Origin of the sequence: Mycobacterium sp. D16R24, assembly GCF_002013385.1 — a bacterium.
Lineage (GTDB): Bacteria > Actinomycetota > Actinomycetes > Mycobacteriales > Mycobacteriaceae > Mycobacterium.
The window spans coordinates 14,988-34,289 of sequence record NZ_MAEV01000016.1; the positions used below are offsets into that span (position 1 = coordinate 14,988).

The window sequence follows — 19,302 nt, forward strand, 5'->3', positions numbered from 1 at the left end:
ATAGGCCTACAGGTACTGGCCCAGGCTCGATTCGGTGTCGATCGCGCGGCTGGCACTCGAGCTCTTGCCGGTGACCAGCGTGCGGATGTAGACGATCCGTTCGCCCTTCTTGCCCGAGATCCGCGCCCAGTCATCCGGATTGGTGGTGTTGGGCAGATCCTCGTTCTCGGCGAACTCGTCAACGATCGAGTCGAGCAAATGCTGAATCCGCAGACCCTTCTGACCGGTCTCCAGCACCGCCTTGATGGCGTTCTTCTTCGCACGATCCACGACGTTCTGGATCATGGCGCCGGAGTTGAAGTCCTTGAAGTACATGACTTCCTTGTCACCGTTGGCATAGGTGACCTCCAGGAACCGGTTGTCGTCGATCTCGGCGTACATCCGGTCCACGACCTTCTCGATCATCGCCTTGATGGTCAGTCCGCGATCGCCACCGAACTCGGCGAGATCGTCCTCGTTGACCGGCAGCTTCTCGGTGAGGTACTTGGAGAAGATGTCCTGCGCCGACTCGGCATCGGGCCGTTCGATCTTGATCTTCACATCCAGGCGGCCGGGCCTCAGGATCGCCGGATCGATCATGTCTTCACGGTTGGAGGCGCCGATGACGATGACGTTCTCCAGGCCTTCGACACCGTCGATCTCGGAGAGCAGCTGCGGCACCACGGTCGTCTCGACGTCGGAGCTGACACCGGTACCGCGGGTGCGGAAAATGGAGTCCATCTCATCGAAGAAAACGATGACCGGCGTACCGTCCGAAGCCTTTTCGCGGGCTCGCTGGAAGATCAAGCGGATATGCCGCTCCGTCTCACCGACGAACTTGTTGAGCAGCTCCGGGCCCTTGATGTTCAGGAAGTAGGACTTGGCCTCGCGGGAGTCGTCGCCACGCAGCTCTGCCATCTTCTTGGCCAGCGAGTTGGCAACGGCCTTGGCGATGAGGGTCTTTCCGCATCCGGGCGGCCCGTACAGCAGCACACCCTTGGGCGGACGCAGGGCGTATTCCCGGTAGAGATCCTTGTGCAGGAACGGCAGCTCCACCGCGTCGCGGATCTGCTCGATCTGCCGGGTCAGGCCTCCGATGTCGCTGTAGCTGACGTCCGGCACCTCCTCCAGCACCAGATCCTCGACCTCGGCCTTGGGGATCCGCTCGAAGGCATACCCGGCCTTGGTGTCAACCAGCAACGAATCGCCGGGCCGTAGCTTCCGCGGCTTAAGATCCGCTCCGTCGGCGTCCTCGGAGACATCCGAGAGGTCCGGTGCGATCAGCGGATCGGCCAGCCAGACGATGCGTTCCTCGTCGGCATGTCCCACCACGAGCGCGCGGTGACCGTCGTCCAGCAGCTCGCGCAGCGTGCTGATCTCACCGACAGATTCGAAGTTGCCGGCCTCGACCACCGTGAGCGCCTCATTGAGGCGCACGGTCTGGCCCCGGCGCAGCTCAGCGGTCTCGATGTTGGGCGAGCAGGTCACCCGCATCTTGCGGCCCGAGGTGAAGACGTCCACCGTGTCGTCGGCCTGTACCGCCAGCAACACGCCGTAACCGCTCGGCGGCTGGCCCAGCCGGTCAACTTCCTCGCGCAGCGCCAAGAGCTGCTGACGGGCCTCCTTGAGGGTGTCCATCAGCTTGGCGTTCCGCGCGTTCAGGGAGTCAATGCGGGCCTCAAGCTGGTTCAGGTCACGCAGACGACCGGCATCGCCGGCGCTCGCTCCTCGCGAAGTCGCACTGTCTTCCAACTCTTGGCGAAGCGCCGCAATCTCTCGGCGTAGCCGCTCCAGCTCGGCGGCATCCGGTGTGCCGAACGCCTCTGAACGCTCCGACTCACTCATGATGTCCTCCTTTCCCACACCGAGAATTGGTGCGGTGGATACTTCAACGCTACCGGCGATTGGCCGGTCATGCGGGGTCTACCCGTTGTCTGTGACGTCTACGCTGTTAGCGTTCGTCACATTCAGGTCGATCGAAAGGACAACCGTGAGCTCACAAACCGGTATGTCGGGGGTCGCCATGCTGGGTTTACTCGCGGCGGCGGTTGGCTTGGCAGTGCCAATGAGCGAGCCGACAGCCAGCTCTCCTAGCTCGACAGCAACGATCGCGATACCCCTCGACGTCGCCCCCGTGTCGTGGGATATCCCGATGGACGTTCCTTCCGACCCGGCCGATGCCACACCCACATCCGATGAGTTGAGCGGTTTGCTGTATTCACTCGCCGATCCGGGCGTGTCGGCCCTCGCCAAGGGCGGTCTGGTCGAGGGCGGCATCGGTACCGGCGAGGGGATCTACGCTGATCGCGCGTTCAAGAACGCCAACCGCGATGGTTTCCTACCGCTCGCTTTCACGGTCTCCGACATCAAATCCACCGGACCGGGCCTGACCTCGGCTGCGGTCACCATTACCGGTCCCAAGACCCAGGCCTACACGACGAAGATCAACTTCGTGAATCAGGACGGCTGGAAGATCAGCAAGGCGTCAGCCATTTCGCTAATCCAGGCGGCATCCGGTAAGTCTGGAAGGTAGACGTAGCCGATATGCCGAATGGAGTCACCTGGATCATGGCCCGTCACCTTCAACTCGCAGTCGTCGCGGCGGGTGCAGCCGTTCTCGCCCTGACCGCCTGCAGCAGCTCAAGCGATAAGGCCGCCCCGGTCAGCTCCTCGGTGTCGCAGCCCACGTCCCCGGCCGCCGCCGTCCCAGACCATCCGCTGCCGGATCCGGCGGTGCTGACCGATGTTCTCAACCGTCTCGCCGATCCGACCCTGCCGGGCGCCGAGAAGGTCACCGCTGTTCAGGGCGCCACCCCCGAACAGCTGGACAAGTTCACCAAGGCGATCGGCGACGCCGGGTTCTCGCCGTTGTCGTTCACCGTGAAGGACCCCAAGTGGTCGACGGAGACCGCGGGCGATGTCGAGGCCGTCGTCACCATCAATAGCCCGAGTCCCAAGATGGGCGGGTTCGCGGTGCCGATGTCGTTCTCACCCGAGGGCCAGGGGTGGAAGTTGTCGAAGCGGACCTCCGACCTACTGCTCAAGACCGGGACATCGCTCGCGGGTACCGCCGCACCACATGAGGCGCCTCCCGCAGCTGCCCCGGCTCCCGAGGCACCTGCCCCGTAGCTACACCGCGGTAGTCGGTAACCGCTTACGCCGCAGTGGCGTCGGGGTGATTGTGTCCGGCGCCAGGCGACGTGCACTGACCAAGAACGCGGTATGCCCGCGCATGCTGTGCTCCGGACGCACCGCCAGACCGACGACGTTCCAGCCGCGCTGCATCGTCTCCCAGGACCGTGGCTCGGTCCAGCATTGCTGTTCTCGCAACGCCTCGACGACACGCGACAGCTGGGTGACAGTAGCGACGTAGACGACGAGCACGCCGCCGGGCACCAGCGATTCTGCGACCGCGGGCAAAGTCTCCCAGGGCGCCAGCATGTCGAGAACCACCCGGTCGACGGCACCCGCATCCGCCGGCCGCTCGCACAGGTCGCCCAGCACCAGCTCCCAGTTGTTCGGTCGCTCTCCGAAGAATGTTGTGACGTTACGCACAGCGTGTTCGGCGTGATCCTCACGAATCTCGTAAGAGATCACCGTTCCCTCGGGCCCCACCGCTCGCAGCAGCGAGCACGTGAGCGCGCCCGACCCTGCGCCGGCTTCCAGCACCCGCGCGCCGGGGAAGATATCGCCGTCGTGCACGATTTGTGCGGCGTCCTTCGGGTAGATCACCTGCGCACCCCGCGGCATCGACAGCACGTAGTCGATGAGCAAAGGGCGCAGCACCAGGAACTGGTCACCGTTGGTCGATTTCACGACGCTGCCCTCGGGGATTCCGATCACCCCGTCGTGCACGATGGCACCACGATGGGTGTGGAACTCCTTACCGGGCTCGAGCACCATCGTGTAGTGCCGCCCCTTGGGGTCGGTCAATTGCACGCGATCGCCGACGACGAACGGTCCGGTTCGAGACATGCGGCTCACCTTGCCAGGTATGCGTTGCCGACTCCGAATCGGGCAGACATCAGGGCAGGCAGGAGTGTCCGCCACCAGTGTGTTTCGCCGCACAGGTTTAGCTATTGATGCCAACAGGCAGTAGTGTCTATCACTGAGCGCTGAATTTGCGCTCGCGTCGAAGAACGTTTCTTTCGTCAGCCAGTGTGAATTTAGGCAGACTTTCAGGCTCTTCTCTCGGCGATCGACATTGCCCACTGGCAATCTCGCCACCACAATGCCTCGAAAGGCGTTCAACTACCCATGTCTCAACCCACATTTGATTCCCTTGGCGTGCCCGCACCACTTATCGACGTGTTGCAGGCCGCTGGAATCAGCGCGCCGTTCCCCATCCAGGCCGCGACTCTTCCCGACACTCTCAGTGGCCGTGACGTACTGGCCCGTGGCAAGACCGGCAGCGGAAAGACTCTCGCGTTCTCCCTTCCTGTCGTCTCCCGTATTGCCAGTGGCAACCGGGTACCGCGTAAGCCGCGTGCACTCGTGCTGGCACCCACCCGGGAGCTGGCGACCCAAATCAGCGCAGTCATCGAACCTTTGGCCGCGATCTGCCGCCTCAAGGTCACCACCATTTTCGGTGGAGTCTCCCAGCACCGGCAGGTGCAAGCCCTCTCGGCCGGCGTCGACATCGTGGTCGCCTGCCCGGGACGCCTGGAAGACCTTCTGAAGCAACGCCATCTGAGTCTGGACGCCGTGGAGATCTGCGTGCTGGACGAGGCCGACCACATGGCCGACCTCGGATTCCTGCCCGCGGTGACCCGGCTGCTGGCCGCGACACCGAGTTCCGGTCAGCGCCTGCTGTTCTCGGCCACCCTGGATAACGACGTCGACAAGCTTGTCAAGCGGTTCCTGCACAACCCCGCCGAGCACTCGGTCGATTCCGTCGACTCCCCCGTCGCCGCGATGACGCATCACGTGTTCACCGTCAGCGGCCCGGATGCCAAGCGCGATCTCGTCAACACGCTGGCCTCCGGCACCGGGCGGCGCATCCTCTTCATGCGCACCAAGCATCAGGCGAAGCGGCTCGCGCATCAGCTCAACCAGTCGGGTATTCCCTCGGTTGACTTGCACGGCAACCTTTCTCAGGGTGCACGCGATCGTAACCTCGCCGCGTTCTCCGGTGGCCAGGCACGGGTGCTGGTGGCTACCGATGTCGCCGCACGCGGAGTCCATGTCGATGACGTGACCTTGGTCGTGCACGTCGACCCGCCCGCCGAGCACAAGGCCTACCTGCACCGGTCGGGCCGCACGGCCCGCGCCGGCGGTGCCGGTGACGTGGTGACGGTGGTGCTTCCCGAACAGCGACGCGACGTCACGCAGCTGCTGCGCAAGGCCGCCATCACGGCCACCCCGCAGCAGGTGACGGCTCATTCCGACGAGGTCAAGAAATTGGTGGGCGAGGTAGCACCGTATGTGAAACCTGCTCCCGCCCAGAAAGCCAGCGGCTCCCCCGCACCGAACGCACAGCGCGGCCAGCGGTCGCAGCGGCCCCGTGGCGGCACCGAGGGACGCCCCGCGCGGGCGCCTCGGCGCGGTGGAAACGGGCAGCGGTCCGCGCAGCGCGCAGGCAGCGGTAGCACGTCGAGGTAGGTCTGAATCCACGATCGATATGCCGACTACCGGAGGGTCATCCGCCAACCGCGGGTGACCTCCGGTAGTTGCGTTCAGGCACCTCTTGCCGCGCGCGTGGCCGCCTTCTCCTCGTAGTACTTCGCACGTTCATCCACTGCGGCAAGGAATTTCACGAGAGTCTCGCGAGCCTGCTCACCCTCGGGCCCGACATCGGAACGTTCGAACACCCGCCAGAACCGCAGGATAGGCTGCAGCACCTCGTCGTGATGGATGCGCAAGTCGTAGATGCCCGCCTTCGCGATGGCTATCGCGTTCTGCGCGAAACCCGCCATCCCCATACCCGGCATCGAGAAGCCGACGATCTCCTTGCAGATCGCCTGTATCGCAGCATCGGGCTCGATATCGAGTGCCGCCGACATGAGATTGCGGTAGAAGACCATGTGCAGGTTTTCATCCAGCGCCACCCGCGCCAACAGCTGATCGGCGATCGGGCAGCCCGAGGCCTTCCCCGTGTTGCGGTGTGATATCCGTGTGGCCAGCTCCTGGAACGACACGTAAGCCAACGCCTCCAGGGGTGTCTTATCCCCTGAGTCATAACCGGCGACGGTGTGCGCCATGCGCATTGCTTCAAGATTGGTCGGGTCCACACCACGGGTGACCACCAGATAGTCGCGAAGTGCGATGCTGTGCCGCCCCTCCTCCGCCGTCCACTGGCCCACCCAGGTTCCCCACGCGCCGTCTCGCCCAAATCTCGTGGCGATCTCACGGTGATAGGACGGCAGGTTGTCCTCGGTCAGCAGATTGACGATCAACGCCGCCTGGGCCACCGGGTCGAGAGGGCTGTCCTCCGGCCGCCAATCCTCGCCACCGAGGAAGGCAAAGTCCCTGCCCCGGCTCCATGGCACGTAATCATGTGGGGCCCATGGCCGCGCGACACCCAGGTGCCGTTCGAGATTCGCCTCGACCACGGGCTCCAACTCGGTGAGCAATCGCGTTTGTAGTCCGGTCACCATCTCGTCCACCTCTCCTTTCGGCCTACCCCCGTCTGTAACCTACGGTACCGTAAGTTACAGAAAAAGTGGCTGACGAATTGGTGAACTGACGAGGACTAGGCAGACCCGGCGCCGGCGCCCGCGACCACGGGTGCCACCAGGTAACTCGGCTGGTCAGGGTCCAGAACAAGAGCCTGACCGTGACGACTCGCCCACAGTTCAGGAACGGACGGTATGTACCTCGGCAGGCTGGCTGCCGAGACAACGACCCGCAGCCGGTGCCCGGCCGCGATCACCGCGTCCACCTCCGTGAGATCGATATCGAGTGTTATCGGCACACCGGGCTCCACCGGGAGCTTGCACCCCGTACCAGTGGGATGCCAAGGCGATAGGTAGTCGCCGTCCGCGGTCCGCAAACTCCTGCCCTCGTCCACGCCCCGCCGCGATGCCAGCAGCGCACCCTCGGCCAGCATCCGGGAAAAGCCGTCGGGTGCCACATCCGTCACCGAAACGACCCAGAATGCCTCCGTCCCCAACGCTTTGGTGCGCAGATGAAGGTTGAGCGCCCCGGAGATCACCCATGACTCCGCGGCCGCGGCGCTGGTGAACGTGAGCGCACCACGCTCGAAGTAGCGCGAGTCCTTGAGCCCGGACGTTCCCAAGGCGGCGGTGATACCGGCCGTCAACCGGGAGGTGGTCGGCGATTTCAGCAGTCCCATCCGGCGTCGAAGGAGGTGCTCGGTCCTATTGAGCGGTGCGGCACCACCCAACGACCCGTCGAATGTCGAACCAGCGCCCACGCCCGAGGGTTCGGCGTCCAGGTAGAAGCGTTGCGGCCTTGCCTCGGGCCGCGGATAGGCGTCCAGGGTGTGCCAACCGCCACTTTGCTGCTGCAAGGTGAGCGGGCCGTAGCTCTCTATTCCGTTGTCAATACCTTTGAGCCACCTGTCAAACCATGCACGCTGCAAGACATCCAGCCGAGGCGGTCCACCCTGGCGGCCAAGCTGTGAACCCGGCGAGCCGTGATACCCCTCGTTGATGACGACCTGAAATCTGCCACCCGGCAACGCGGCTCGGCGATGGATACGCAAGGCGGCCGGGCCAAAGATGTCGTCCCACGCCCCATAGACAAACGTCGGGATCTCGATGTCCTCGAACCGGGGGCTGATCTGCTGGAAGTATTCGTCGTTGTCAATCAGTGCACCTTTGCCGCGCAGCCCCTCGAAGATGTACCGCACCACGCGATTCAGCGGCGCTCGCAACCGCCCCGCGAGCCAGCCCAGCCCGATGCCACCACGTGTCACATCCGACGGCGACGGCAGCCACTTTCCCAGTGCGACGGCAAGCATCCAGACAGGCAGGAAAAATGTCTGTGCTCCACCGGTTTTCATGAGGTCTCGGGATATGTCACTGACCGGCTCCACCGCGAACACCGCGCCGAGACCAGGCACCTGATTCCCGGCAGCCTGGAGCGAGTTGATCGAGCAGTAGGAGATTCCATACATCCCCACCCCACCGTCGCACCATGGCTGCGCCTGCGCCCACGCCACCACCTCGGCGGTGTCGCGCTGCTCGACATCGTTGAGCATCCCCCAGTCACCGGTGGAGGCGCCGGTTCCCCTAACGTCCACAACCACCTGGGCATACCCACTGCGGATCAGCGAGTCATTCACCCCAAACGTCGTCAGGCCACCGCCCGGAATCGCGCGCGCCAGTTCGGCGAGCTCGACCAGACGCGGGTTCTTCGGCGGTGCGGCCGGCACGGTCACGCCGAACCGGCTCAGCCCGCGAAGCAGCCACGCGGCCAGATGAGTAACGGATTTGTTGTAGGGGGTGAGGTTGAAAAGCACCGGGACCGGGTCACTCACCGGAGTCCCGTCGGCGTTGGCCGGCCGGAACACCTGGGCTTTGAGCACGGTCCCATCGGACAGCGGTATCGAGACATTGGGAGTGAAGGACACCCGGGAGTACCGGCTGGGTCCATCGGTCACCGCGGTCCATCGCTCGGCCTGGGCGGCCCCGGCGAGCGCCGTGTCGTTTACCTGCAGGCTCTCCAGAGGGCTTCGATGCTTTGCCGTCGTCACTACGTGTTCCTCTCGGGCGGGGCCGCGCTGCCCATGGCCAATGAGAGGTTCACGTTACTTCGAGTACGGATATTTCGGGGACGACTTGTGACATGTGTTGAATGGCGCCCGCCTATTTTGTGCACGGCGTGGCGTCAGCACCTGTCGGACGTGATGCCTAGGCTGCCAACCATGGAGGAGACCACGCAGAACCGGCCAACGCGCCGACCCGCGCTCTCTCCTTCTCGTGCCAGCGACTTCAAGCAGTGCCCACTGCTGTACCGGTTCCGCGCGATCGACAGGCTCCCCGAGCCGCCGTCCACGGCACAGGTGCGCGGCAGTCTCGTGCACGCCGCTCTGGAAGATCTCTACGCTCGGCCCGCCGCCGAACGGGAGTACGCCACCGCCGCCGGATTGGTGGAGCCCGCGTGGGAACGCCTCGTGGAATCGAACCCCGAACTCGCCGCAGTGGTCGAGTCCGAATGCCTTCCAGGGTTTCTCGACGAGGCCAGAGACCTGCTGTCGGGCTACTACCGGCTCGAAGATCCCACCCGATTCGATCCCGACAGCTGCGAGGAGCGCGTCGAGGTCGAGCTGTCCGACGGCACGATGCTGCGCGGATTTATCGACCGCATCGATATCGCACCCGGAGGCGCGATGCGCCTGGTGGATTACAAGACAGGACGTGCACCTCGCGCCCTGTTCGAAGCCAAGGCGCTGTTTCAAATGAAGTTCTACGCCGTCGCGCTATATCGCACCCGCGGTGTGGTGCCGCGACGGCTGCGACTGCTGTATCTGTCCGATGGCGAGGTGCTCGACTACTCACCGGATGAGGCGGAGCTGCTCAAGTTCGAGAAGACGTTGATGGCGATCTGGCGGGCGATTCAAAACCTCGGCACCACGGGCGACTTCCGGCCCAACCCGTCCCGATTATGCGGCTGGTGCGCCCATCAGTCGCTGTGCCCCGCATTTGGCGGCACGCCGCCGCCCTACCCGGGCTGGCCCTCCGGTTACGGTGTCTCTGATACGGATATCGAAGATGCCGAAGCCTCCGCGACCGCGATCCCGGGAGATGCCGCATGACGCTGGACCTGACTGGCTGCTACTACCGGCGCTTGGACGCCGACGGCGAGTTCCAGGTATTCGAGTCCACCGCGCTGACCGCCAGCGGGTGGGGTCCGAATCTCCAGCACGGCTCGCCCCCGATGGCGTTGCTACTCAAGGCCATCGAGGAGCTGCCCGAGCCGCGTGAGAGCCTGCGGATCGGCCGGGTCGCGCTGGACATCCTCGGCCCGGTTCCCCTGGAGCCGGTGCGGGTGCGGGCGTGGATCGAACGGCCGGGGCGCCGGATCGCACTTGCGGTCGCCGAGATGGAGGCGCACGCCAATGGCGGATACCGTGCAGTCGCGCGGGCCAGCGCGTGGCTGTTGGCCACATCGGTGACCGCCGACAAGGCCAGTGACCGATATCCACCACTGCCCGAATACCCGCAGGGCCCCACCCCGACCGCCTTCGGTTTCGAGGGCTCCAACTACTCGAAATCTGTTGATTTTCAGTGGTTTTCGGTACCCGATGGAGAACCACAGGTGGCCTGGATGCGGCCACACGTGCATATCGTTGACACCGAGCCCACCACTCCATGGCAGCGGCTGGCGTCGGTCATCGATTCCGCGAACGGAATCGGCGCGGTGCTCAACCCGCTGCGATTCGTCTACATGAACACCGACACCGTGATGCACGTGCACCGGATTCCCCACGGTGATGATTTCGGAGTGCGCGCCCGCATGTCGGTCGGACCCGACGGTGTCGGCGTGACCACGGCGGAGATCTTCGACCGCCGGGGTTACATCGGCTCCAGTGCACAGACCGTGTTGGTCCAGCGGCGCTAGATTACGGCGAACCGCTCCTGCGCCGGACGGTTTCCTTGATGCGCTCCGGCAGTGCGGGAACGTCAAGCAGTTGGGGAAGCAATGCGGGTTCACGGGTCAGCGCCCGGAAGGCCAGCCCGACGGTGACATCGTGGTCTGGACTGCCAGGCCGCCTTCGACATCTTCCCCGACTTCGCCTTCTACCCGCAGGACGGGACGAATCGGTCGTTGCCCTACTGGGACTACTTCGATGGTCAGTGGCGCGTGACCATTCCGTGGCGAGGCATCGGCCGCATGATCGGCGAGACCATCGAACCCAACACCGGAGCCAAGCTCAAGGGAACGGGCCGCTGCCTGAACTTCATTGGCATTGACCGCTATACATTGACCGAAGACTTCAAGATCACCCACATCGATACCGACTGGGACATGCTCTACGGCGCCGCACAGCTGGCCGGATTGGGCCCCCTCATGCGGAGCCGCAGCCTTCAGAAGATCGGACTACGCGCCGCTTTGGTCACGACCGGTCAGCGGGCGCAGAGACACCTTTGTAGCAGGCGATGAGGCCGCCAATGAACCCGAGAGCCGCCGCCTCGATAGCCACAATCAGCACATTGGTCGGACTCATCAGCTGCGCCAAGTTCCCGATGAACAGACTCAGCGGAGTGTGCTTACCGAAAGCCGAGAAGAAGTAGACGCCAGCTGCCCCAACAGCTATCAACGCCAGCGGCACCGCGGCAACCGCGGTAGCGAGGACACGGGGAACGATGAACGCATGCGTGACGTCCATACCCCTGCCCCGCATGGCGTCGATCTCCTGCTGAATCCGGGGCGAATCGGCCTCGGCGAAGACAACGGTGGCACCCGTGGCCGCCGCGACCAACACCACGTGCGTCGGGAATCCCGTCGGGCCGAACACCAGGGCCTCGAGGACGAGCACGATCACCACGGCCAGCGGTATCGCCACCATGCACATCGGCAGCACCGACACTCTGGCTATCGACCACACCTGCCGGAAGAACTCGCCCACCGCGGGTGGGCGACGCAGCATGGCACCCAACGTGTCCAGTGCCATCCCCAGAAAGCCGGTAAAAGTTCGCCTGGGCTTCTGCTGGACAGGGCTCCCGATCAAGCCGTCCCCCGGGTCCGCGTCGGTCACCGTCGGGGCTTCTAAATACGTCGTCACATATCACTGCATATCGTGTTCTGCTCGCGCTCGCGGCGGAATCATCAAGATCACCGTACGACGCGCGGGTCACCAGGCCAGAAGGCTAGACGGACACCTTGTTGCGGCGGTGCTCACGAACCATGGCGATGGCAGTCTTGAGCCCACGCCGCGGAACCGAATTCGACTCGGCAGCAGGAGGTTCTAGGACCACGAACATGCGCTCACTACGAGTCTCCGGCGCGTTGTCCGCGGTGGCATGCAGGAACCGGTCCGGTAGCGACAGTTTGGCGATGGTGCGCCAGGTTTTCGCGTACTGGAGCAGCATCGACCCGGTCGTATACGGCAGGTCATAGCGCTCGCAGATATCCCGCACGCGCACCGAGATCTCGTGCAGCCGGTTGCTCGGCAGGTCCGGGTACAGGTGATGCTCGATCTGGTGACACAGGTTGCCACTCATCAGCCGCATCGTCGGCCCCGCATCGAAGTTCGCGCTGCCCAGCAGCTGGCGCAAGTACCACTGGCCACGCGTCTCGTTCTCCATATCGGTCACGGAGAACTTCTCGGCGCCGTCCGGAAAATGCCCGCAGAAGATGACGGCGTTGGACCAGAAGTTGCGAATCAGGTTGGCCGTTGCCGTGGCGGTCAATGTGGATCGGTAGGTCGCCCCCGGCGACAGCGCGGTGATTGACGGGAATGCGACGTAGTCCTTGAAGACCTGCGAACCCGCAGACGTGATCAGCTCACGCACCCGCTGCTTGGTCGCCTCGCGGGTTTCCTTTGTCCAGATCTTGCGGAACTCCAGGTGCTGCAGAGCAATTCCCCACTCGAATCCCGCCGCGAGGATGAAATTGAGCGGCAGGTTCAAGAGGTTGCGCACCTTCCACGGCTCGTCGCGCGTGACACGGAGGATCCCGTAGCCCACGTCGTCGTCCAGATCGAGGATGTTGGTGTACTTGTGATGCTCGACGTTGTGCGTGAAGCGCCAGTGCTTGGAGGCGCCGGCCATGTCCCACTCCCACGTCGAGGAGTGAATCTCGGGGTCGTTCATCCAATCCCATTGGCCGTGCATGACGTTGTGGCCGATCTCCATGTTCTCGATGATCTTGGCAACGGCCAGCGTCACCGTGCCGGCCCACCATGCGGAGCGCTTCTTGCTCGCCGCCAGAAGGGCGCGGCCGGTCAATTCGAGCGCGCGTTGCGCGCCGATGGTGCGCCGGATATAACGGGCGTCACGCGTACCGCGCGACTCCTCGATCTCACGCCGGAGCCCATCGAGCTCGACGGCCAGGTTCTCGACGTCCTCGCTGGTGAGATGCGCGAATGCCGAGATGTCCGTGATCGCCATTGGTGTCCTTCCGCAGCTGCGATACCGCCACCCTACGGTACCGTAGGTTACTCGCCGGTAAATGGACACGCCACAGGTGGTGACAACCAGGCCACGCTATGCCTCGACACGCCGCATTCTGTACAGATCCGGGGCGTGTCGTCGCCACGTACGGCGAGTCACGGCCGGTGATCGGTGACTGGACTCACGTGGCGAAGTTGACGAGATTCCCAACCAGTTCGAGCAGCGGCTGGGGCACCACGCCGAGGAGAACCGTGACGAGTGCACTCACTCCAATCGATATCGCGACGGCGGGGCCCGGGATCCGTAGCACCCCCGAGTCCGGTACCGGATCGGCGAAGAACATCAGCACGATCACCCGCACGTAGAAGTATGCGGCGATCGCGCTGCATATCACTCCCACCACCACCAGCGGCATGGCCCCGCCGGACGCGGCGGCCTCGAAGACCGCGAACTTGCTGACGAATCCACTCGTCAGCGGGATACCCGCGAAGGCCAGCAGAAACAGTGCGAAGACAACACCGAGCACCGGCGACCGGCGACCGATTCCGGCCCATCGACTCAGATCGGTGATCTCTTCGTCCTCATTCGGGCCGTCCTCTCCGTCTCCCGAGCGCACGAGTCCCGCAATGGCGAAAGCCCCCACGGTGCTGAAACCGTATGCCGCCAAATAGAACAACGTCGACGACACACCACGCTCATTGGCGGCCGCGACCCCGGTCAAGAGAAATCCGGTATGCGCGACCGCCGAATAGGCCAACATGCGCTTGACGTCGGTCTGTGTCACCGCACCGATGGATCCGATCAGCATGGTGGCGATCGCCACCGCCCACAGCACCGGACGCCAGTCGGCCGTGATCCCCGGCAGCGCCACATACAGAACTCGTAGCAACGCCCCGAACGCCGCGATCTTGGTGGTGGCCGCCATGAATGCGGTGACCGGGGTCGGTGCACCTTGATACACATCGGGGACCCAGAAATGGAAGGGCACCGCTCCTACCTTGAACAGCAGACCCACCGACAGCATGGCGACTCCGAGCAGCAAGAAGGACCGCTCCCCCGCATCCGCCTGGACAACCCGTGCGACCGCGCCGAGTTCAACGGTTCCGGCGTATCCGTATACGAAGGCCGAGCCGAACAGGAAGAACGCAGAGGAAAACGCCCCGAGCAGAAAGTACTTGAGCGCCGACTCCTGGGACAGCAGACGCCGACGTCGGGCCAGCGCACACATCACGTATAGCGGAAGCGAGAACACCTCCAGGGCAACAAACATCGTCAGCAGATCGTTGCAGGCGGGAAAGAGCATCATGCCGGCGATCGCAAATAATGTCAGCGGAAAGATCTCCGTTTGGGTGATACCGGTGCGGTTCAGCACTCGCTCCGGTTCACCGCCCGGAACGCTGGACGCCTGCGCGGCGAAGGCATCCAGGCCACCGCCGGCGCCCACCGTACTGGGAAGCGCGGCAACTGTTCTGCGTTGTGCCATCACCGCCAGCGCCAGACCGGATGCCACCAGGATGAGCCCCTGCAGGTAGAGCGTGGGGCCGTCTATCGCCACCGCGCCGTTCATGACGACGTGGCGCGAACCACTCAGCGCCACCACTGCCACAAAGGCGCCGAGGATTCCGGCGGTGGCCAGCGCCAGTTGAGTGGCGAACCGGTACCGCCGCACAACGAATGCCTCCACCATTACCGACACCACCGCGACCCCGAACATGATCAGCATGGGAGAAAGCGCGCCATAGGCGATCGGCGGGGCGGGAAGGATTCCGATATCGGTCATCGTCGCTCACCTTCGCCATGGCGGAGGGCGACATCGGCCACAACCGGCGGTGGGTCCTTCTCGTTGACGGTGCGCAGTGTCTGTTCGACCGCGGGATTCACGATGTCCAACAGTGGCTTGGGGTAGATGCCCAACACGAGAAGCAACGCGACCAACGGCACCACCACGGCGAATTCACGGCGCTTCAGATCGCCGATGGTCTCGTTCCCGGGTGCGAGCGGGCCGGTCATCATCCGCTGGTACATCCACAACACGTAGATAGCGGCGAGCACCAACGCGATGACCGCACACGCCGCGGCCGCCGGGTACCGCGTGAATGTTCCCACCAGCACCAGAAACTCGCTGATGAACGGCGCCAGGCCGGGCAGCGACAGTGTGGCCAGACCGGCCACCAAGAACGACCCGGCGAGAACCGGTGCCACCTTCTGCACTCCGCCGTAGGCCGCGATGAGTCGAGAGCCCTTGCGGGACACCAGGAACCCCGCCACCAACATCAATGCCGCGGTGGAGATGCCGTGGTTCACCATGTACAGCGTCGACCCCGATTGTCCCTGACTGGTCATCGCGAAGATGCCCAGGATGATGAATCCGAAATGCGATATCGAGGTGTAGGCGATCAGTCGCATCACGTCGGTCTGACCGATCGCGAGGATGGCTCCGTAGACGATGCCGATGACCGCCAGGGTGATGATCAGCGGCGTGAAATATCTACTGGCATCGGGGAACAGCTGGATGCAGTACCGCAGCATCGCGAAGGTTCCCACCTTGTCGACGATCGCCATCATGAGCACCGCGCTGGCCGGGGTGGCGTGCACCGCGGCATCGGGCAACCAGGTATGCAGCGGCCAGAGCGGGGCCTTCACCGCGAACGCGAACATGAAGCCGAGAAACAGTGCCTTGGCCACACCCGGGTCGATCCCGAGCGCGCCGGTGGCGACCATTTCGGTGATATCGCGTAGATCGAAGGTGCCGCCTTGGCTCCCGGTCTGACCTTGCGCCGTAACCACGTAGAGCCCGATGACGGCAGCTAGCATGACCAGGCCGCCACACAGGTTGTACATCAGGAACTTCACCGCCGCGCGTGACCGCTGCCCGGTGTCCGAGTGGGTGCTCCCGAACCCGCCGATCAGGAAGTACATCGGGATAAGCATCGCCTCGAAGAAGATGTAGAACAGCAACACGTCCAGCGCGGAGAAGGACAGCAACACCATCGATTCCACGACCAGGATGAGCGCGATATAGCGTTGCGCCACAGGACGATTCTCGTACCCCGGGGCCTCTGCTCCGTCATTCCATGAGGCCAGCAACAGGATCGGCAGAAGCCCCGTAGTCAGCAGCACCAGTGCGAGTGCGATTCCGTCGAGACCCACCGCGTACCTCATCCCGAATGCCGGTATCCAGGAAACCGATTCGACGAACTGGTACTGCGGACCTGCGGGATCAAACGCAACCGCCAGCGCCATCGCGACGATCAGGACCAGCACCGAGGCACCCAGCGCCACGTATTTGGCCAGGGTCCGCCGATGGTTCGGCATGATCAGCACGGCACCGGCGCCCACCAACGGAATAAGCCACAGAGCTGTCACCGCACCCATCGCGCTCACCACCTCACTGCCATCAACGCCGCGATCACCAGAGCCGCTCCGGCACACATGGATAACGCGTAGGAGCGGACATGGCCGGTCTGCATATGCCGCACCCAGCCCGAGACGGCGCCCAGTGCGGAGGCCACACCGTTGACGAGGCCGTCGACCCAACGGTCGTCGGCGCGCACCAGGTGCCGGGTGAGCCGTTGTCCGGGACGCATGAACACCGCCTCGTTGACGGCATCGCCATAAAGATCCCGGCGTGCGGCGACGGTGAGCGCCGACCCTTGCGGCGCCGTTTCAGGCACGTCGGCGCGGTACATCCGGTAAGCGACACCGACGCCGCAGAGCACCACCGCGACGGTGACAGCGCTGATCCCCCAGGCAGGAACGGGTACCTCGACGTGATGCGCACCGACGATCGGTTTCAGCCAGTTCTGCAGGGCCCCACCGAAGCTGAGCAGGAATCCCGCGGCCACCGAACCGATGGCGAGCACCATCATCGGCCAGGTCATCACCGACGGCGACTCATGCGGATGCGCGTTCTGCCTCCATCGACGGGAGCCGAAGAAGGTGAGGAGCATGACCCGAGTCATATAGAACGCCGTGATCCCGGCACCCAGCAGCGCCGCCGTGCCAAGGAGGAATCCGCCGGCACCGCCGTGACCGAAGGCGACCTCGATGATCTTGTCCTTCGAATAGAACCCTGCGAACGGCGGAACCCCGATGATGGCGAGGTATCCCAGCCCGAAGGTGATAAAGGTGATCGGCATGACGGAGCGCAGCCCACCGTAACGGCGCATATCGGTTTCTTCGTTCATACCGTGCATGACCGAACCGGCTCCGAGGAACAGCCCCGCCTTGAAGAACCCGTGGGTGAGCAGATGCATGATCGCCACCGCATACCCGGCGGGCCCGAGCCCCGCCGCCAACACCATGTAGCCGATCTGCGACATCGTGCTGGCGGCAAGGACCTTCTTGATGTCGTCCTTGGCGCAGCCGATGATCGCTCCGAAGAGCAGGGTGACGGCACCGACGCTCACCACCGCGACCTGTGCGTAAGGGGCGCGTTCGAAGATCGGTCCGGACCGGGTGATCAGATAGACGCCGGCGGTCACCATGGTGGCCGCATGGATGAGGGCCGATACCGGGGTGGGGCCCTCCATCGCATCCCCAAGCCAGGACTGCAGCGGCACCTGGGCCGACTTTCCGCACGCCGCCAGCAATAGTGCCAATCCGATTGCGGTGTTGCGACTCTCGCCGGCCGCACCCGCCGAGCCGAGCACCTGGGCGAAGCCGACAGAGCCGAACGTCGCGAACATCAGCATCATGGCCAGGGCCAGCCCCATGTCGCCGACGCGGTTGACGATGAAGGCCTTCTTGGCCGCGACAGCGGCCGAAGGTTTCTGGTACCAGAAACCGATCAGCAGGTAGGACGCCAGGCCAACTCCCTCCCAGCCCACATACAACCCCAGGAAGTTGTCGGCGAGCACCAGCACCAGCATCGCCGCCAGAAAGAGATTCAGGTAGCCGAAAAACCGTCGCCGATCAGGGTCATCCGCCATGTACCCGATCGAGTAGATGTGGATAAGCGAACCCACCCCGGTGATCAGCAGTGCGAAACACACGGACAGCTGATCGAGTGTCAATCCGAAATCGACGCGCAGTGCCCCGACCGGAACCCAGGCGAAGAGCGTTTCGTGCACCACACGTTCGGAGGCTGTGCGGCCGAGCATGCCGACAAATGACACGACGGCCACGAGAAAGGAGGCCAACGCCGTCGCGCAGCCCAAGAGATGCCCCCAGCCATCACCCCGGCTGCCGACGAGCAGAAGGACGACCGCACCAGCCAGGGGCAGCACCGGCATGAGCCATGTCACGGGCACTCCCCTCCTAGAACTTCAACAAATCGGCGTCGTCGACCGAAGCCGACCTGCGGGTGCGGAATATGGTCATGATGATCCCCAGTCCCACAACCACTTCCGTGGCCGCGACCACCATGGTGAAGAATGCGATGACCTGGCCGTCGAGGTTCCCATGCATCCGGGCGAAGGTGACGAACGCCAGGTTGGCCGCGTTGAGCATCAGCTCGACACTCATGAAGACCACAATTGCGTTGCGGCGCAACATCACCCCGGCAGCCCCGATGGTGAAGATGAGCGCATCCAGATAGAGGTAATTGTCGGGATTCACCGCGCCTCCATATTTCGCGGGGTGAGCACACCGCTGACCGACAACTCCGAGAATGACCCGTCGGGAAGAAGCGCGGGCACGTCGACAGCGTTATGCCGCGCGTACACACCCGGATTGGGCAATGGCGTGGCACGGTCGCCACGCTGGAAGCGGCGAATCGCCATCTCGCGCTGTCCGCCGGTCTGCCCCAGCTTCTCGCGGTGCGCCAGCACCATCGCGCCGATCGTCGCGGTGATCAATAGTGCGCCGGTGAGTTCGAACGCCCACAGGTAGTCGATGAAGATGCGCTCGGCCAGACCTTCCACGTTGCCGCGGCTGTTGGCTTGGTCCAGACCCACGAATGCTGTGGTGGAGGCATTTCCGATGCCCGCGACGGCCAGCATCCCGAACCCCAGCCCGGCGGCGATGGCACCCACCCGCTGCCCCGGCAGGGTCTCCACCAGCGAGTCGGAGGAATCTACGCCCACAAACATGAGGACGAACAGAAACAGCATCATGACCGCGCCGGTGTACACCACCACCTGGGCGACACCGAGAAACAGCGCACCCTGGGCCACGAAGAACACCGCGAGGATCACCATCGTCATGGCCAGGAAGATCGCCGAGTACACCGCCTTGGGTGCAGCGATCACACCGAGCGCGCCGAGCACGGCGACGGTGCCAAGCACCCAGAACGTCACCCCCTCCCACGTCGGCGTGCGCGAGAGCCCCTCGGCCGCAAGCACCGTCACATGGCCCGCCG

16 protein-coding genes and 2 pseudogenes are annotated in these 19,302 nt (G+C 64.1%); 6 read left to right on the forward strand and 12 right to left on the reverse strand.

Annotation, left to right across the window (positions count from 1 at the left end):
* Positions 1-6: 6 nt before the first annotated feature.
* Positions 7-1,824 (reverse strand): proteasome ATPase, encoded by a 1,818-nt coding sequence (gene arc, locus B4383_RS14620; protein ID WP_078292143.1) that lies wholly within the window; start codon positions 1,822-1,824, stop codon positions 7-9.
* A 163-nt stretch (positions 1,825-1,987) separates the two neighbouring features.
* Between arc and B4383_RS14630 the strand changes: the two genes are divergently transcribed.
* Positions 1,988-2,512, forward strand: a complete 525-nt coding sequence (locus B4383_RS14630) for a hypothetical protein (RefSeq protein WP_139360802.1) — start codon at positions 1,988-1,990, stop codon at positions 2,510-2,512.
* An 11-nt stretch (positions 2,513-2,523) separates the two neighbouring features.
* A complete protein-coding gene (locus B4383_RS14635; protein ID WP_078292040.1) occupies positions 2,524-3,108 on the forward strand; it encodes a hypothetical protein in 585 nt (194 codons plus the stop codon).
* On the opposite strand, the gene B4383_RS14640 is transcribed toward B4383_RS14635, so the two are convergent.
* The gene (locus B4383_RS14640; RefSeq protein WP_078292038.1) at positions 3,109-3,954 is read right to left on the reverse strand and encodes a tRNA (adenine-N1)-methyltransferase; all 846 of its coding nucleotides are present in this window, start codon (positions 3,952-3,954) and stop codon (positions 3,109-3,111) included. It lies immediately after the preceding gene.
* Positions 3,955-4,266: 312 nt separating this feature from the next.
* On the opposite strand from B4383_RS14640, the gene B4383_RS14645 reads away from it, so the two are divergent.
* Positions 4,267-5,580: a DEAD/DEAH box helicase gene (locus tag B4383_RS14645; protein ID WP_078292035.1), complete on the forward strand. Its 1,314-nt coding sequence runs from the start codon at positions 4,267-4,269 to the stop codon at positions 5,578-5,580.
* 74 nt (positions 5,581-5,654) lie between these two features.
* Here B4383_RS14645 and B4383_RS14650 read toward each other — a convergent pair whose 3' ends face one another.
* Complete coding sequence (locus tag B4383_RS14650) at positions 5,655-6,575, reverse strand: acyl-ACP desaturase (RefSeq protein WP_078292141.1); 921 nt, start codon at positions 6,573-6,575, stop codon at positions 5,655-5,657.
* A 95-nt stretch (positions 6,576-6,670) separates the two neighbouring features.
* Positions 6,671-8,638, reverse strand: coding sequence for a CocE/NonD family hydrolase (locus tag B4383_RS14655; RefSeq protein ID WP_078292033.1), 1,968 nt, complete (start codon positions 8,636-8,638; stop codon positions 6,671-6,673).
* A gap of 171 nt (positions 8,639-8,809) precedes the next feature.
* Between B4383_RS14655 and B4383_RS14660 the strand changes: the two genes are divergently transcribed.
* Positions 8,810-9,700 (forward strand): RecB family exonuclease, encoded by an 891-nt coding sequence (locus B4383_RS14660; protein ID WP_078292031.1) that lies wholly within the window; start codon positions 8,810-8,812, stop codon positions 9,698-9,700.
* On the forward strand, positions 9,697-10,506 hold the full coding sequence (locus tag B4383_RS14665; protein ID WP_078292029.1) for a thioesterase family protein: 810 nt from the start codon (positions 9,697-9,699) through the stop codon (positions 10,504-10,506). The genes B4383_RS14660 and B4383_RS14665 overlap by 4 nt, the downstream gene beginning before the upstream one ends.
* A 1-nt stretch (position 10,507) precedes the next feature.
* Here the strand turns inward: B4383_RS14665 and B4383_RS14670 are convergent.
* Positions 10,508-10,645: pseudogene (locus B4383_RS14670) on the reverse strand (MOSC domain-containing protein); the annotation flags it as partial.
* Here B4383_RS14670 and B4383_RS14675 point away from each other — a divergent pair.
* Positions 10,645-11,049, forward strand: a pseudogene (locus tag B4383_RS14675) (hypothetical protein); the annotation flags it as partial. The pseudogenes B4383_RS14670 and B4383_RS14675 overlap by 1 nt on opposite strands.
* On the opposite strand, the gene B4383_RS14680 reads toward B4383_RS14675, so the two are convergent.
* The 7 genes from B4383_RS14680 to B4383_RS14710 all read right to left on the reverse strand — a co-directional run bounded on the left by B4383_RS14680 (position 11,003) and on the right by B4383_RS14710 (position 19,285).
* Positions 11,003-11,671 (reverse strand): ABC transporter permease, encoded by a 669-nt coding sequence (locus B4383_RS14680; protein WP_078292027.1) that lies wholly within the window; start codon positions 11,669-11,671, stop codon positions 11,003-11,005. The pseudogene B4383_RS14675 and the gene B4383_RS14680 overlap by 47 nt on opposite strands.
* A gap of 85 nt (positions 11,672-11,756) precedes the next feature.
* On the reverse strand, positions 11,757-12,998 hold the full coding sequence (locus B4383_RS14685) for a fatty acid desaturase (RefSeq protein ID WP_078292025.1): 1,242 nt from the start codon (positions 12,996-12,998) through the stop codon (positions 11,757-11,759).
* Between the two features lie 184 nt (positions 12,999-13,182).
* The gene (nuoN, locus tag B4383_RS14690) at positions 13,183-14,781 is read right to left on the reverse strand and encodes an NADH-quinone oxidoreductase subunit NuoN (protein WP_078292023.1); all 1,599 of its coding nucleotides are present in this window, start codon (positions 14,779-14,781) and stop codon (positions 13,183-13,185) included.
* On the reverse strand, positions 14,778-16,376 hold the full coding sequence (locus tag B4383_RS14695) for an NADH-quinone oxidoreductase subunit M (RefSeq protein ID WP_078292139.1): 1,599 nt from the start codon (positions 16,374-16,376) through the stop codon (positions 14,778-14,780). Before B4383_RS14695 ends, nuoN begins: the two co-directional genes overlap by 4 nt.
* Positions 16,377-16,381: 5 nt before the next feature.
* Positions 16,382-18,247 carry an NADH-quinone oxidoreductase subunit L gene (gene nuoL / locus B4383_RS14700; RefSeq protein WP_139360790.1) on the reverse strand — a complete coding sequence of 622 codons (1,866 nt, stop codon included), beginning with the start codon at positions 18,245-18,247 and terminating at the stop codon, positions 16,382-16,384.
* Between the two features lie 13 nt (positions 18,248-18,260).
* Positions 18,261-18,560 carry an NADH-quinone oxidoreductase subunit NuoK gene (nuoK, locus tag B4383_RS14705; protein ID WP_078292019.1) on the reverse strand — a complete coding sequence of 100 codons (300 nt, stop codon included), beginning with the start codon at positions 18,558-18,560 and terminating at the stop codon, positions 18,261-18,263.
* Positions 18,557-19,285, reverse strand: a complete 729-nt coding sequence (locus B4383_RS14710) for an NADH-quinone oxidoreductase subunit J (RefSeq protein ID WP_078292136.1) — start codon at positions 19,283-19,285, stop codon at positions 18,557-18,559. Before B4383_RS14710 ends, nuoK begins: the two co-directional genes overlap by 4 nt.
* Between the last annotated feature and the right edge of the window lie 17 nt (positions 19,286-19,302).

Bases quoted from the DNA above. Each gene is read 5' to 3' on its own strand.
- B4383_RS14695 (WP_078292139.1), bottom strand. From the start codon at position 16,376: ATGGGTGCGGTGACAGCTCTGTGGCTTATTCCGTTGGTGGGCGCCGGT.
- B4383_RS14665 (WP_078292029.1), top strand. From the start codon at position 9,697: ATGACGCTGGACCTGACTGGCTGCTACTACCGGCGCTTGGACGCCGAC.
- B4383_RS14635 (WP_078292040.1), top strand. From the start codon at position 2,524: ATGCCGAATGGAGTCACCTGGATCATGGCCCGTCACCTTCAACTCGCA.
- arc (WP_078292143.1), bottom strand. From the start codon at position 1,824: ATGAGTGAGTCGGAGCGTTCAGAGGCGTTCGGCACACCGGATGCCGCC.
- B4383_RS14685 (WP_078292025.1), bottom strand. From the start codon at position 12,998: ATGGCGATCACGGACATCTCGGCATTCGCGCATCTCACCAGCGAGGAC.
- B4383_RS14630 (WP_139360802.1), top strand. From the start codon at position 1,988: ATGTCGGGGGTCGCCATGCTGGGTTTACTCGCGGCGGCGGTTGGCTTG.
- B4383_RS14650 (WP_078292141.1), bottom strand. From the start codon at position 6,575: ATGGTGACCGGACTACAAACGCGATTGCTCACCGAGTTGGAGCCCGTG.
- B4383_RS14640 (WP_078292038.1), bottom strand. From the start codon at position 3,954: ATGTCTCGAACCGGACCGTTCGTCGTCGGCGATCGCGTGCAATTGACC.
- nuoN (WP_078292023.1), bottom strand. From the start codon at position 14,781: ATGACCGATATCGGAATCCTTCCCGCCCCGCCGATCGCCTATGGCGCG.
- B4383_RS14660 (WP_078292031.1), top strand. From the start codon at position 8,810: ATGGAGGAGACCACGCAGAACCGGCCAACGCGCCGACCCGCGCTCTCT.